The 13884-nt window shown below is 74.4% G+C and carries 12 protein-coding genes; 9 read left to right on the forward strand and 3 right to left on the reverse strand.

Going from position 1 to position 13884, the window contains the following annotated elements; all coding sequences use genetic code 11:
- Positions 1–18 precede the first annotated feature (18 nt).
- From JNO44_RS27945 to nudC, 3 genes are all read left to right on the forward strand, one after another.
- A complete protein-coding gene (locus tag JNO44_RS27945; RefSeq protein WP_205366579.1) occupies positions 19–3642 on the forward strand; it encodes a UvrD-helicase domain-containing protein in 3624 nt (1207 codons plus the stop codon).
- Between the two features lie 10 nt (positions 3643–3652).
- Entirely contained in the window at positions 3653–5053 is a 1401-nt protein-coding gene (locus JNO44_RS27950) for a dipeptidase (protein WP_205366580.1), read from the forward strand.
- Positions 5054–5128: 75 nt separating this feature from the next.
- The gene (nudC, locus tag JNO44_RS27955) at positions 5129–6064 is read left to right on the forward strand and encodes an NAD(+) diphosphatase (RefSeq protein WP_039632985.1); all 936 of its coding nucleotides are present in this window, start codon (positions 5129–5131) and stop codon (positions 6062–6064) included.
- 117 nt (positions 6065–6181) lie between these two features.
- Here the strand turns inward: nudC and JNO44_RS27960 are convergent, their stop codons facing one another.
- Positions 6182–6427, reverse strand: coding sequence for a mycoredoxin (locus tag JNO44_RS27960; protein ID WP_039632983.1), 246 nt, complete (start codon positions 6425–6427; stop codon positions 6182–6184).
- A gap of 221 nt (positions 6428–6648) precedes the next feature.
- On the opposite strand from JNO44_RS27960, the gene JNO44_RS27965 reads away from it, so the two are divergent.
- From JNO44_RS27965 to JNO44_RS27985, 5 genes are all read left to right on the forward strand, one after another.
- Positions 6649–8883 (forward strand): ATP-dependent DNA helicase UvrD2, encoded by a 2235-nt coding sequence (locus JNO44_RS27965; protein ID WP_205366581.1) that lies wholly within the window; start codon positions 6649–6651, stop codon positions 8881–8883.
- Between the two features lie 142 nt (positions 8884–9025).
- Complete coding sequence (locus JNO44_RS27970) at positions 9026–9352, forward strand: hypothetical protein (RefSeq protein ID WP_067347131.1); 327 nt, start codon at positions 9026–9028, stop codon at positions 9350–9352.
- Positions 9353–9471: 119 nt separating this feature from the next.
- Positions 9472–9822 carry a WhiB family transcriptional regulator gene (locus tag JNO44_RS27975; protein WP_039640881.1) on the forward strand — a complete coding sequence of 117 codons (351 nt, stop codon included), beginning with the start codon at positions 9472–9474 and terminating at the stop codon, positions 9820–9822.
- Positions 9819–10136 carry a hypothetical protein gene (locus tag JNO44_RS27980; RefSeq protein ID WP_039632976.1) on the forward strand — a complete coding sequence of 106 codons (318 nt, stop codon included), beginning with the start codon at positions 9819–9821 and terminating at the stop codon, positions 10134–10136. The genes JNO44_RS27975 and JNO44_RS27980 overlap by 4 nt, the downstream gene beginning before the upstream one ends.
- 113 nt (positions 10137–10249) lie before the next feature.
- Positions 10250–10450, forward strand: coding sequence for a hypothetical protein (locus JNO44_RS27985; protein ID WP_205366582.1), 201 nt, complete (start codon positions 10250–10252; stop codon positions 10448–10450).
- A gap of 3 nt (positions 10451–10453) precedes the next feature.
- On the opposite strand, the gene JNO44_RS27990 is transcribed toward JNO44_RS27985, so the two are convergent.
- Both JNO44_RS27990 and JNO44_RS27995 read right to left on the reverse strand, forming a co-directional pair.
- On the reverse strand, positions 10454–11872 hold the full coding sequence (locus tag JNO44_RS27990) for an ABC1 kinase family protein (RefSeq protein WP_205366583.1): 1419 nt from the start codon (positions 11870–11872) through the stop codon (positions 10454–10456).
- A 34-nt stretch (positions 11873–11906) separates the two neighbouring features.
- A complete protein-coding gene (locus JNO44_RS27995) occupies positions 11907–13046 on the reverse strand; it encodes a ThiF family adenylyltransferase (protein ID WP_205370654.1) in 1140 nt (379 codons plus the stop codon).
- 190 nt (positions 13047–13236) lie between these two features.
- Between JNO44_RS27995 and JNO44_RS28000 the strand changes: the two genes are divergently transcribed.
- Complete coding sequence (locus tag JNO44_RS28000) at positions 13237–13848, forward strand: M48 metallopeptidase family protein (RefSeq protein ID WP_039632965.1); 612 nt, start codon at positions 13237–13239, stop codon at positions 13846–13848.
- Positions 13849–13884 lie beyond the last annotated feature (36 nt).

Below are 13884 nucleotides of genomic sequence, written 5' to 3' on the forward strand. Positions count from 1 at the left end.
GCCGTTACGGTGTCCGATGTGTCAGCTCGTATCACCGACCCCGAGCAGCTCAAGGAGTTGCTCGGCATCCCGTTCACCCCGGAGCAGACGGCGTGCATCACGGCGCCGCCCGCCCCGCAGGTCATCGTGGCCGGAGCCGGGTCGGGCAAGACCACCGTCATGGCCGCGCGGGTGGTGTGGCTGGTCGGCACCGGCCAGGTCGCACCCGAGCAGGTCCTCGGGCTGACGTTCACCAACAAGGCGGCGGGGGAGCTGGCCGAGCGGGTCCGTGCGGCCCTGCTGGCGGCCGGCGTCACCGACCCCGAGCAGCTCCCCGAGGGCGCCGGGGGAGCCGAGCCGCCCCCGGGGGAGCCGCGGATCTCCACGTACCACGCCTTCGCCGGCCAGCTCCTCAAGGACCACGGCCTGCGCATCGGCCTGGAGCCCAGCGCCCGGCTGCTCGCCGACGCCACCCGCTTCCAGCTCGCCGCCCGCACCCTGCGCGCCGCCCCCGGCCCCTACCCGTCGCTCACCACCTCGCTGCCCACCCTCGTGGAGGACCTTCTCGCCCTCGACGGCGAGCTGGCCGAGCACCTGGTGGAGCCGGCCGCCCTGCACGCCCACGACACCGCCCTGCTCGCCACCCTGGACGGCGCCAAGCTCAGCAACGCCGACCTGCGCAAGGCCCCCGAGGCCGCCCACGGCCGGCTGGAGCTGCTCGACCTGGTCGGCGCGTACCGCCGCGAGAAGCGCCGCCGTGACCTGCTGGACTTCGGCGACCAGATCGCCCTCGCGGCCACCCTGGCCACCACCCGCCCCGAGGTCGGTGCGCTGCTCCGCGACGAGTTCCGGGTCGTCCTCCTCGACGAGTACCAGGACACCTCCGTCGCCCAGCGGCTGCTGCTCTCCGGCCTCTTCGGCGCCGGTCCGGCCACCGGGTCCGCCACCGGGCATGCCGTCACCGCCGTCGGCGACCCCTGCCAGGCCATCTACGGCTGGCGCGGCGCCTCCGTCGCCAACCTCGACGACTTCCCCGCCCACTTCCCGTTCGCCGACGGCAGCCCGGCCCGCCGCTTCGCCCTCAGTGAGAACCGCCGCAGCGGCGGCCGCCTCCTGGAGCTCGCCAACCGCCTCGCCGCCCCGCTGCGCGCGATGCACGCCGGGGTGGAGGCGCTGCGCCCGGCCCCCGGCGCCGAACGGGACGGCGTGGTCCGCTGCGCCCTGCTGCCCACCCACGCCGAGGAGCTCGGCTGGCTCGCCGACTCCCTCGCCCACCTGGTCCGCACCGGCACCCCGCCCGGCGGGATCGCGGTGCTGTGCCGCACGGCCGCCGATTTCGCCGCCATCCAGGGCGAGTTGGTGGCCCGGGACATCCCCGTCGAGGTCGTCGGCCTCTCCGGGCTGCTGCACCTCCCCGAGATCGCCGACCTGGTCGCGGTCTGCGAGGTCCTCCAGGACCCGACGGCCAACGCCTCCCTGGTCCGCCTGCTGATCGGCCCCCGCTGGCGGATCGGCCCCCGCGACCTGGCCCTGCTGGGTCGCCGGGCCCGCGCCCTGGCCCACCACGGCACCGCCGCCGCCGACGACGACCCCGAGCGACGCCTCGCCGAGGCCGTCGAGGGTGTCGACCCGGCCGAGACGGTCTCGCTCGCCGACGCGCTCGACACCTTCCTGGAGACCGGCGGCTCCGACGACGGCCTGCCGTTCTCGGCGGAGGCCCGGGTCCGCTTCGCCCGCCTGGCCACCGAACTCCGCGACCTGCGGCGCTCGCTCGCCGACCCGCTGATGGACGTGCTCCACCGGATCCTCGCCGTCACCGGCCTGGAGGTCGAGCTGTCCGCCTCGCCGCACGCCCTGGCCGCCCGCCGCAGGGAGACCCTGGGCACCTTCCTCGACCTCGCCGCCGGGTTCGCCGCCAAGGAGGGCGGCGCCGCCCTCGACGGCGAGGCGACCCTGCTGGCCTTCCTCGGTTTCCTGCGCACCGCCGTCCAGTACGAGAAGGGCCTGGACAGCTCGCTCCCGGGCGGCGAGAACACCGTCAAGGTACTCACCGCCCACAAGTCCAAGGGCCTGGAGTGGGACGTCGTCGCGGTGCCCGGCCTGGTGGCCAAGCAGTTCCCCAGCGAGCAGGCCCGCGAGTCCTGGATCAGCCGCGCCAAGGTCCTGCCGCACGCCCTCCGCGGCGACGCCGAGACCCTGCCCGACGTGGCGGAGTGGACGGCCCGCGGCGTCAAGGACTTCAAGGAGGAGATGAAGCACCACCAGGAGATCGAGGAGCTCCGCCTGGGCTACGTCACCTTCACCCGCCCGCGCTCCCTCCTGCTGGGCTCCGGCCACTGGTGGGGCCCCAGCCAGAAGCGCTCCCGTGGCCCGTCCGCCTTCCTGGAGGCGCTGCGCGAGCACTGCGAGGCCGGCCATGGCGAGATCGAGGTCTGGGCCGACCCGCCGGAGGAGGGCGCCGAGAATCCGGCCCTCGCCGAGGACGCCGCCGATCAGCCCTGGCCGCTGCCGCTGGATCCCACCGCCATGGCCCGCCGCCGCGCGGCCGCCGCCACCGTCCGCGACCACCTCGCCGCGTCCGCCACCCCGCCCGCCGCCCCGTCCCCCGCGTACGACCCGGAGTGGCCGCCGCCACCGGACGACGAGGAGTGGGACGAGGACTGGGCGGCCTCCCCCGAGGACGCGCCGTACCCGCCGTTCGACGACGCCCCCTATGAGGAGGCCCCGTTCGACGACGCCCCGTATGACGACGCGTACGCCGCACACGACGACGGGCCCGACGCCCCGCATGCCGGCGGCGAGGGCGGAGCCGCGCTCCCGCACCCCCACCTCATCGCCCAGCGCTCCGCCGAGCCCGATCCGGCGACCCCCGTCGGCGGACCCGCCCCCACGGCCCCCCCGGGGCGACAGCCCTCGGCGCTGCTCCCCGAGGAGCGCCGCGCCGTGGCGTCCTGGGACCGCGATCTGGAGGCGCTCGCCACCGAGTTGCGCAGCTCCCGCGCCCGGGTCCGCGACGTCCCGCTGCCGGCCTCGCTCACCGCCACCCAGCTGCTCCAGGTCGCCGCCGACCCGGACGGCTTCGCGCGCGAGCTGGCCCGCCCGATGCCGCGCCCGCCGCAGCCCGCGGCCCGCCGCGGCACCCGCTTCCACGCCTGGGTCCAGTCCCGTTTCGAGGAGCTGCCGCTGCCCCTGCTCGGCCCCGACGAGCTGCCCGGCGCCGAGCCCGGCGAGGCGGCGGAGATCGCCGACGAACAGGACCTGGCGGCCCTGAAGGAGGCGTTCGCCCGGACCCCGTACGCGCACCGGACCCCGTTCCGGGTGGAGGCCCCCTTCCGGATGACGCTCGCCGGGCGGGTGATCCGCGGCCGGATCGACGCGGTGTACAAGGAGCACGGCCCGGACGGCGACCGCTTCGAGATCGTCGACTGGAAGACCGGCCGGCACCTGCCCGCCGGCAGCGGCGGCGCGGACCCGCTCCAGCTGGCCGTCTACCGTCTGGCCTGGGCCGAGCGGTACGGCCTGGCGCCGTCCGAGGTCGGCGCCGCGTTCGTCTTCGTCCGTACCGGCGAGGTCGTCAGGCCCGCCCGGCTGCCGGGCCGGGCCGGGCTCGAACGGATCCTGCTCGGGGAGACCGCCGACCGACATCCCCCGGAAGGCCGATAGGCTCGGGCGTATGAGCACCACCTCGGACAACGCCGTCCGCGCGTACATCGCCGACCACCGCGACGGCTTCCTCGCCGATCTCGCGGAGTGGCTGCGCATCCCCTCCGTCTCCGCCGACCCCGGTTGTGCGGCCGAGGTGCGTCGCAGCGCCGAGTGGCTCGCCGGCAAGCTCGCGGAGACCGGCTTCCCGGTGACCGAGGTGTGGGAGACCGAGGGGCTGCCCGCGGTCTTCGCCGAGTGGCCCGCCGGGGACCCGTCCGTCCCGACCGTGCTCGTCTACGGCCACCACGACGTCCAGCCCGCCGCCCGCGAGGACGGCTGGCACACCGACCCCTTCGAGCCGGTGACCGTCGACGGCAGGCTCTACGCCCGCGGCGCCGCCGACGACAAGGGCCAGGTCTTCTTCCACACCCTCGGCGTCCGCGCCCACCTGGCCGCGACCGGCCGCACCGCGCCCGCGGTCAATCTCAAGCTGCTCATCGAGGGCGAGGAGGAGTCCGGCTCGCCGCACTTCCCGGCCCTGATCCAGCGCCACGCCGACCGCCTGGCCTGCGACGCGGTGATCGTCTCCGACACCGGGATGTGGGCCGAGGACACCCCCACCGTCTGCACCGGCATGCGTGGACTGACGGACTGTCAGATCGATCTGTTCGGCCCGGACCAGGACATCCACTCCGGCTCGTTCGGCGGCGCGGTGCCCAACCCGGCCACCGAGGCGGCCCGGCTCGCCGCCGCGCTGCACGACGCCGACCGACGGGTCGCGATCCCCGGCTTCTACGACGGGGTGATCGAGCTCACCGAGCGCGAGCGCGAACTCTTCGCCGAGCTGCCCTTCGACGAGGAGCGCTGGCTGCGCACCGCGCACTCGCACGCCACCCTCGGCGAGACCGGCGCCACCACCCTGGAGCGCATCTGGGCCCGCCCCACCGCCGAGGTCAACGGCATCGGCGGCGGCTATCAGGGCCCCGGCGGCAAGACCATCGTGCCGTCCTCCGCCCAGCTGAAGCTCTCCTTCCGCCTGGTCGCCGGCCAGGACACCGCCGCCGTCCAGCAGGCCGTCCGCACCTGGGTCGCCGGCCGGCTGCCGGCCGGCATCCGCCACGAGATCACCTTCTGGGGCGCCACCCGCCCCTGCCTCACCCCGCTCGACCACCCGGCGCTCCAGTCCGTCGTCCGCGCCATGGGGCGGGCCTTCGACACCACGATCCGCTTCACCCGCGAGGGTGGTTCGGGTCCGGCGGCCGACCTCCAGGACGTCCTCGGCGTCCCGGTCCTCTTCCTGGGCATCTCGGTGCCCTCCGACGGCTGGCACGCGCCGAACGAGAAGGTCGAGCTCGACCTGCTGATGAAGGGCGTGGAGACCGCCGCCTACCTCTGGGGCGACCTGGCGGACGCCTGGCGCCCGTCCTGACCCGCGCGCACCGCCGTACCGCTCCGCGCCCGCACGCAGCAATCACCCACGCCATAGGGGGAGTTGGAAACAGCAGTGACCACCTGGACCGACAGCACGGCCGATCGACCGATCACCTTCAGCGCGCCGAGCGGAATTGACCGCTCCGCCCATCACCGTCTCGACGAGGCATGGCTGGCGGCGGCCTGGAGCCACCCGACGACGCGCGTCTTCGTCGTGTCCGGGGGCCAGGCGCTGATCGACGACACCCCCGACGGCCGCACCGAACTGATCATGACGCCGTCCTTCGAGGCGCCGCTGACCGAGGCCCACCGCTACTACCTCGGCACCGATGAGGACGGGGTCAGCTACTTCGCCCTCCAGAAGGACTCGCTGCCCGGCCGCCTGGACCAGTCCGCCCGCGCCGCCGGACTCCGCGAGGCCGGTCTGCTGCTCTCCCCCCGGGACGCCGGCCTCCTCGTCCACGCCGTGGCCCTGGAGAACTGGCAGCGGATGCACCGCTTCTGCTCCCGCTGCGGCGAGCGGACGGTCATCGCGGCGGCCGGCCACATCCGCCGCTGCCCGGCCTGTGGCGCCGAGCACTACCCGCGCACCGACCCGGCCGTGATCATGCTCGTCACCGACGAGCAGGACCGCGCCCTGCTCGGCCGCCAGGTCCACTGGCCCGAGGGGCGCTTCTCCACCCTCGCGGGCTTCGTCGAACCGGGCGAGTCCATCGAGCAGTCGGTCGCCCGGGAGGTCTACGAGGAGGCCGGCGTCGTCGTCGGCGACGTCGAGTACGTCGCCAGCCAGCCCTGGCCCTTCCCCTCCAGCCTGATGCTGGGCTTCATGGCCCGCGCCACCTCCTCCGAGATCCAGGTGGACGGCGAGGAGATCGAGGAGGCCCGGTGGTTCTCCCGGGACGACCTCACCGCCGCCTTCGCCTCCGGCGAGGTCCTCCCGCCCTACGGCATCTCCATCGCGGCACGGCTCATCGAGCAGTGGTACGGCAAGCCGCTGCCCAGGCCCTGACTCCCTCGGTCCCGGCCGCGGACGACGTCCCGGCCGGGACGGAGGACGGCATGGGGCCGCCGGCCGGCTCCCTCACCGGACCGGCCGACGGTCCCGCTTCGGCGGTGCGTCGGGCCCTCAGGCCGCGGCCACCTTCTCCTTGACCTGCGCCAGGGACGGGTTGGTCAGCGTCGTGCCGTCGGCGAAGAGCACGGTCGGCACCGTCTGGTTGCCGCCGTTGGCCTTCTCGACGAACGCCGCGGACTCCGGGTCCTGCTCGATGTTGATCTCGGTGTAGGCAATGCCCTCGCGGTCCATCTGGCCCTTCAGCCGACGGCAGTATCCGCACCAGGTCGTGCTGTACATCGTCACAGTGCCCGCCATGCGTCCCGCGCTCCTTAGCTCGGTTTCTCTCGTGATCATGTGCCACGCGCGTCCAGTCGACGCCGTGGCACCGTCCTTCACAACGCGCACCGGGCCCGGACCATTCCCGCCCGCCCACCGGCGCCCGCCGCCGTCCCCGGCCCGGCCCACCGGTACGACCGGTCCCCGGCCGGTGTGGACGGCTTTCCCGGGTGCCCCCGCGGACCTGGCAGCATGGCGGGGTGACAGCAGCAACGGACGCCACTCTCTTCCCGCAGGTTCCGGCGACGGCCGACGCGGTGCTCGACGGGCTCGACCCCGAGCAGCGCGAGGTCGCCACCGCCCTGCACGGACCGGTGTGCGTCCTGGCCGGTGCCGGCACCGGCAAGACCCGTGCGATCACCCACCGCATCGCCTACGGCGTCCGGGCCGGGATCCTCCAGCCCGCCAGTGTGCTCGCGGTCACCTTCACCGCCCGCGCGGCCGGCGAGATGCGCGGCCGGCTCCGGCAGCTCGGCGCGGCCGGCGTGCAGGCCCGCACCTTCCACTCCGCCGCCCTGCGCCAGCTCCAGTTCTTCTGGCCCCGGGCGATCGGCGGTGAGCTGCCGCGGCTGCTGGACCGCAAGGGCCCGCTGATCGCCGAGGCCGCCGCCCGCTGCCGCCTCCGCCTGGACCGCAACGAGCTGCGCGACGTCACCGGCGAGGTCGAGTGGTCCAAGGTGACCCAGACGGTGCCGGCCGACTACCCGGCCGCGGCCGCCAAGGCCGGCCGCGAGGCGCCCCGCGACCCCGCCGAGATCGGCCAGATATACGCCACGTACGAGCAGCTCAAGCGCGACCGCGGCACCATCGACTTCGAGGACGTGCTGCTGCTCACGGTCGGCGTGCTCCAGGACCGGCACGACATCGCCGAGCAGGTCCGCAGCCAGTACCAGCACTTCGTCGTCGACGAGTACCAGGACGTCAGTCCGCTCCAGCAGCGGCTGCTGGAGCTGTGGCTGGGAGACCGCGACAGCCTGTGCGTGGTCGGCGACGCCAGCCAGACCATCTACAGCTTCACCGGCGCCACCCCGGACCACCTCCTCGACTTCCGGGTCCGCCACCCGCAGGCCACGGTCGTCAAGCTCGTCCGCGACTACCGCTCCACCCCCCAGGTCGTCCACCTCGCCAACGGCCTGCTCTCCCGGGCCCGGGGCCGGGCCGCCGAGCACCGCCTGGAGCTGATCTCGCAGCGCGAGCCGGACACCGAGCCGGTCTTCACCGAGTACGCCGACGAGCCCGCCGAGGCCGAGGGCACCGCCCGCCGGATCCGCGACCTGATCGCCACCGGCGTCCCGGCGAGCGAGATCGCGGTCCTGTTCCGCATCAACGCCCAGTCCGAGGTCTATGAGCAGGCCCTCGCCGACGCAGGGGTGCCCTACCAACTGCGCGGCGCCGAGCGGTTCTTCGAGCGGCCCGAGGTGCGCGAGGCCGGCGCCAAGCTGCGCGGCGCGGCCCGCTTCGGCGGCAACGACACCCTGCTCGCCGGCGCGACCGGACTGCCCTCCGAGGTCCGCGCGGTGCTCAGCGACATGGGCTGGACCGACCGGCCGCCGGCCGGCTCCGGCGCCGCGCGCGACCGCTGGGAGTCGCTCGCCGCCCTGGTGCGACTCGCCGAGGACTTCGCCCGGGCCCGTCCGACGGCCACCCTCGCCGACCTCGTCGCCGAACTCGACGAGCGGGCCGGCGCCCAGCACGCCCCGACCGTCGAGGGCGTCACCCTCGCCTCGCTGCACGCCGCCAAGGGCCTGGAGTGGGACGCGGTGTTCCTGGTCGGCCTCACCGAGGGCATGCTGCCGATCCACCACGCCCGCACCGACGAGCAGGTCGAGGAGGAGCGCCGGCTGCTCTACGTCGGCATCACCCGGGCCCGGCGCCACCTGGCGCTGTCCTGGTCGCTGGCCCGCTCGCCCGGCGGGCGGCCCTCGCGCGGCGCCAGCCGCTTCCTGGACGGCCTGCGGCCCGGCTCCCGCGCGGCGGGCCACCGCGGCGGCGCGGGCGTACTCAGGGGCGGCGTCGAGCGCGGCGGCAGCGCCCCGGCGGCCCCCGGCCGGCCCCGGCGGACGCACCGCAGCCCGGCCCGCTGCCGGGTCTGCAACCGCACGCTGACCGACCCCGGCGAGATGAAGCTGATGCGCTGCGAGGAGTGCCCCTCGGAGCTCGACGAGGCGCTCTACGACCGGCTGCGGGACTGGCGCGCCGGGCAGGCCGCCCGGACCCGTCAGCCCGCCTACTGCGTCTTCACCGACAAGACCCTGATGGCCATCGCCGAGGTCGTCCCGACGGCCGCCGAGGAGCTCGCGGTCATCCCCGGCGTGGGCCGTCGCAAGCTCGACCGCTTCGGCGCCGACGTGCTGGCGATCTGCGCCGGTGAAGAGCCCGGCGGCGCCGTCGCGGAGGGGGCCGAGGACGGCGCGGAAAACTCGTCGGAAAAATAGTTTGCGCGCGCGGAGCGCATCCCCATAGCCTTCGGAAGCAGCGGAAACAACGGAACTTCCGAGATCCGATGAATCCGTGCTGTACTTGAACACCCTGGACCGGGTTTCCCGGTCCCCGAGACGCCGAGAGGAGGCGAGCCCAGTGATCAGCTTCATCGAGACCAACAAAATGACCGATCTCTCGGTCGTCGCCCCCTGCGCTCTCGGCACCTCGCTCCTGGGCACCGGTCTGTCCGGCCTCGGCCGCCTGTCCGGTACCAAGGTCGCGCGTCCGGCCGCCCTCGCCTCCCTGACGGCGAGCGAGCGCATCGCGCGACCGACCGAGGCACCCGCGGCAGCAGTAGCGACGGCGGCGCATGCCTTTGCCTTCGCGACGGCGGCCAATGGTGCCGAATCCCGGGAGCAGTACCAGCCTCAGAACGACATGTGGGCCTACCGCGGCCTCGAACCCTGGAGAGATCCAGCCTGATCGGCGATCAGGTCGGCACCTTCCAGGGCCGCGGAACCCACACCGGGATCCGCGGTCCTTTTGTTTTGCCCAACGCGCCCGCCACCAGCCGGGCCGGAACAGACGAGGAACACACCACCGTGCAACTCCAGTCGCACACCCCGTCCGCCACCGACCTGATCCCTCCGCCTGACCTCCAGGAGAACCCCTTGTTGCCCCTCACCGAGCTCGACGACGAGATCGACCGCCTCGGCACCGCCGTACCGTGCCGCACCTATGACCCCGAGGTCTTCTTCGCCGAGTCCCCGGCCGACGTCGAGTACGCCAAGACGCTGTGCCAGACCTGCCCGGTGCGTGAGGCGTGCCTGGCCGGCGCCAAGGACCGCCGTGAGCCGTGGGGCGTGTGGGGCGGCGAGCTCTTCGTCCAGGGCGTCGTCGTGCCGCGCAAGCGTCCGCGGGGCCGTCCGCGCAAGAACCCGGTCGTGGCATGAACACCGCCCGCACAGGAACGATCGACCGTCCCGTCACCCGGGACCCCCAGAAGCAGGACCCCACGATGAACCCGACTTTCACCGAGACCACCGCTCCCGCGAACTTCGGCGCCCTCGAGTCGCGCCAGAACAGGAACCTCGCCATGCAACTCATGCCAGAAGCCCTGGCCAGGGCCCATGTGGAACAACGCCTGCAGGAAGCCGAGTCCCAACGCAGGGGACATCGGCTCGCCGCCGCGCGGCGGATGCAGCGGCGCGCCGAGCGCGCGTCGCTGCGCGCCCGGCGGGCGCTGGCCATGGCCGTGATGCAGTGACCGGGCACACCCGCACCGCACACTGAGGCTTCGTCACCACGGGGTCCGTCCGACAGGACGGGCCCCGTGCTGCGTTGCGCCCCGATTCGCGGGGCCTGCGGGGATATCGTCGGATGGTGGACCAGAAGACGCATCAACAGGCGGAGTTGACCCCCGACGGCACGGTCTGCGCGCGATGCGGCGCGGTGGCCGAGGGCGCCCCGCCGACCTGGACCTGCTCGGTCGAGAACGGCGAGCGCCGGTACTTCTGCGACCGCTGCGCCCGGGACAACATCCGTGCCATCGAGGGCCGGCTGGACTCCAGCTGGTGGTGACGGTCAGGCCGGACTCTCCGCCGGGTCCCCGGTGGAACTCTCCGCGCCCGGCTCGTCCGCGCCCGGTTCCTCCTCGGCCGTGTCCTCCGGCAGGAAGCCCGGCATCCACGCCTCCAGCTCGTCGCGCAGCCGCACCGTGGCACCCAGCTGGCACAGCACCCCGATAGTGCTCAACGTCACACGGTGTATCAGGAGGTAGGAGGGCGGCAGATTGAGCTGCTTGCCCAACTGGTGCGCGGGGGAGCGCGGGTCGCCGATCCGGGTCGCCTGGCGGCGCATCCAGCCCCGGGTGAAGGTGAACGCCTCCACCTGTGCGGGCTCGATGATCGGCAGCAGGTACTCCAGCACCGTGTCCGGATCCAGCTCGATGGACTCCTTGACGAAGCCCTCCTCGCACAGCATGCGGTAGACCGCGTCCGCCTCGCCGTCCAGGGCCATCCGCAGCGAGGTGCCGATCGTCGGCGGCAGTCCGTCGGGCAGCCGGTCGACCGTGCCGAAGTCCAGTACGCCCAGCCGCCACTGCGACACCGGACCGTCCGGCTCCGCCCCGGGCAGCAGCCGGAAGTTGCCCGGGTGCGGGTCGGCGTGCAGCAGGCCCGTGCGCGCCGGACCGGAGAAGAGGAAGTGCGCCAGCAACTGGCCGGCGCGGTCGCGCTGCTCCTCGGTGCCGTCGGCGATCACCTCCGACAGCGGCACCCCCTCCAGCCACTCCGTCACCAGCACCTGGTCGCTCTGGTGCACCACGGCCGGCACCACCACGTCCGGATCGCCGGCGAACTCCGTGGCGTGCGCCTGCTGGGCCTCGGCCTCCAGGGCGTAGTCCAGCTCCTCCGAGACCCGGTCGCGCAGCTCGGTGATGAGCGGCTTGATGTCCATGCCCGGGATCAGCGGTCCGAGCAGCCGCGCGAACCGGCTGAGCTGCGTCAGGTCCGACAGCAGCGCCGGGCCCGCCCCCGGGTACTGCACCTTGACGGCCACCTCCCGGCCGTCGTGCCACACCGCCCGGTGCACCTGCCCGATCGACGCCGCCGCGGACGGCTTGTCCTCGAACTCCTCGAACAGTTCCCGCCAGTCCGCGCCGAGCCGCTCGGCCAGCACGGCGTGCACGGTGCTCGTCGGCATCGGTGGTGCCGCTTCCTGGAGCTTCGTCAGGGCCGCGCGGTAGGGACCGGCGACCTCCTCCGGCAGCGCCGACTCGAAGACGGACAGTGCCTGGCCGAACTTCATCGCACCGCCCTTCAGCTCGCCGAGCACCTTGAAGAGCTGCTCCGCGGTGCGCTGTTGGAGCTCCCGGCCGACGATCTCGGCGGATCTGCCGCCGAGCCGTTTGCCCAGGCTCCAGGTGGCACGGCCGGCGAACCCCAGTGGCAGCGCGGCCAGCTTGGCGGTCCGGGTGACCGCCTTGCGGGGAAGATCAGACATGCGCCCCTCCAACTCACACTGTCCCCTACCGGGGTTACCCCGTCATTGTTGCGTGTCGCGGCCGCGGAACCGAGGCGTCCGCCGCGCCCCGTACGGCGGCGGCCCCGCAGCCGCAGTCGGGATGCGGGGCGATCCGCACCGTACGGGCGCTCGCGCACGGCAGGGGGAGCTCCATCCGCGCCCCCGTGCACGGCGGCGGCTCGCCGTCGAGGAACGCCAGTGCCTGGACGGCGGCGAGCCCGGCGACCGCCGTCGCCAGCGAGGCGTCACAGGCCGGCACCGCCGGTGTGCCGCGCCCCGAGCGCCACTGCGCGAGCAGGCGCGGCCAGGCCGGCTCCGCGTCCGTGCGCCGGAGTTCGTCGCAGCCGGCGCAGGCCGAGACGCCGGGCACCACCAGCGGGCCCACCACTCCGGTGCCCTCCAGCACACCCGCGTAGAGGTGCGGGATGCCCGCGGCGAGCAGCGGCTCGGCGAGCACCGGATCGGGGGCGTAGGCACCGAGGCCGTCGCGCGGGGCGAGCACCAGGAGCGAGATGCCGGGCTCGCCGGACTCGGTGACGGGGGCGCCTGGCCGCGGCCGGCGGCTCCATGGGGAGGACTCCCGGACCAGCCGGCGCGCGGCGTCGCCCCGCCGCTCGCCGATCTCACCGGCCGCCGGCCCGCCCGGGACGACGTCCCACGGTGCGACCGTGCCGCCGTCCACCGCGTCCACCCGGCCGATCCCCGACGCCGCCAGCAGCGCCGCGATCTGGGCGCCCACCCGCCCCGCGCCCTTCACCTTGACCCGGACCGACCGTCGTGCCGCCATCTGCGCGAGCGGCCCCGCGGCCCCTCCCCGCTGCCGCACCGCCAGCGCGGCCAGATCCGCCCGCAGCCGCTCGACCGCCGGGCCGTCCGCCATCACGGCGCCGTCCGACGACCCCTCATCCGCCGGCGCCTCCAGCAGCCCTGCCGCGCCGAGCCGCGCCACCACCCCGCGCGCCCGCTCCGGCGGGACGTCCAGCGCCACGGCCTCGTCGACCAGTTGTGCCAGCGAGCGGGTGCCGTCGATCAGCTCCATGAAGCAGCCGGTCGCGAGGTCGAGCGGCCCGACCACCCGCGCATGGGCCGGCGCCACGCCGAACCGCACCGTCTCCCGGTCCCGCCAGCCGCGCCGCAGCGCGGGCTTGAGCATCGGATGCATGCCATCCGCCCCCCGTCTCTTCTCGTCCGACCCCCAGCATGCGCCGGCCGCACGAACGGCACGGAAGTTATCCACAGGCGCCGGGGCATTACTCCTACGAGCCGTGCGCGCCGGGGCGTTCAGGTGGCGAACCGTCCGTGGGGCGGGACTTCCCGCAGTGCCAGCGGGTAACGTCGGGCGCGTGCCCGCCGATCCTTCCCCGCGCGGATCCGGGGAGACGCCCCTGCGCCGCGCCGCCGACCCCCCGCGCCGGGTCGAGCCGAGCCCGCCGGCCCGCACGGTCGAGGTGCGCCGCAGCACACGGCGGCGCCGGACGGTCTCCGCGTACCGCGAGGGCGACCGCACCATCGTCCTGATCCCGGCCCGGATGTCGCAGGCCGAGGAGCAGCGCTGGGTGGCGGTCATGCTGGACAAGCTCGCCGCCCAGGAGAGCAAGCGGATGCTGGGCGACGACGAACTGACCGAGCGGGCCGAGCGGCTCTCCGGGCAGTACCTCGACGGGCGGGCCCGGCCGGCGACGGTCCGCTGGGTCACCAACCAGAACACCCGCTGGGGGTCGTGCACCCCGGCCGAGGGCAGCATCCGCCTGTCGCACCGCCTGCAGGGCATGCCGGAGTACGTCATCGACTACGTCCTGCTGCACGAACTGGCGCACCTTCTCGTCCCCGGTCACGGGCCGGAGTTCTGGCGTCTGCTGGAGCCCTATCCGCGCACGGAACGGGCCCGCGGCTATCTCGAAGGCGTGGTGGCCGCCGACCGGCTGCCGCATCTGCCCGCCGCCCGCCGCCGCTGACCGGGACGGGCCGTCCCCCGACGCGCACCGGCGCCG

It is taken from the genome of Streptomyces noursei (genome assembly GCF_016917755.1).
GTDB classification, from domain to species: Bacteria; Actinomycetota; Actinomycetes; order Streptomycetales; family Streptomycetaceae; genus Streptomyces; species Streptomyces yunnanensis.

What these genes read in the sequence shown, in the direction of transcription:
- JNO44_RS27950 (WP_205366580.1), top strand. Translation starts at nt 3,653, where the DNA reads ATGAGCACCACCTCGGACAACGCCGTCCGCGCGTACATCGCCGACCAC.
- JNO44_RS27960 (WP_039632983.1), bottom strand. Translation starts at nt 6,427, where the DNA reads ATGGCGGGCACTGTGACGATGTACAGCACGACCTGGTGCGGATACTGC.
- JNO44_RS27980 (WP_039632976.1), top strand. Translation starts at nt 9,819, where the DNA reads ATGAACACCGCCCGCACAGGAACGATCGACCGTCCCGTCACCCGGGAC.
- JNO44_RS27985 (WP_205366582.1), top strand. Translation starts at nt 10,250, where the DNA reads ATGGTGGACCAGAAGACGCATCAACAGGCGGAGTTGACCCCCGACGGC.
- JNO44_RS27990 (WP_205366583.1), bottom strand. Translation starts at nt 11,872, where the DNA reads ATGTCTGATCTTCCCCGCAAGGCGGTCACCCGGACCGCCAAGCTGGCC.
- JNO44_RS27995 (WP_205370654.1), bottom strand. Translation starts at nt 13,046, where the DNA reads ATGCTCAAGCCCGCGCTGCGGCGCGGCTGGCGGGACCGGGAGACGGTG.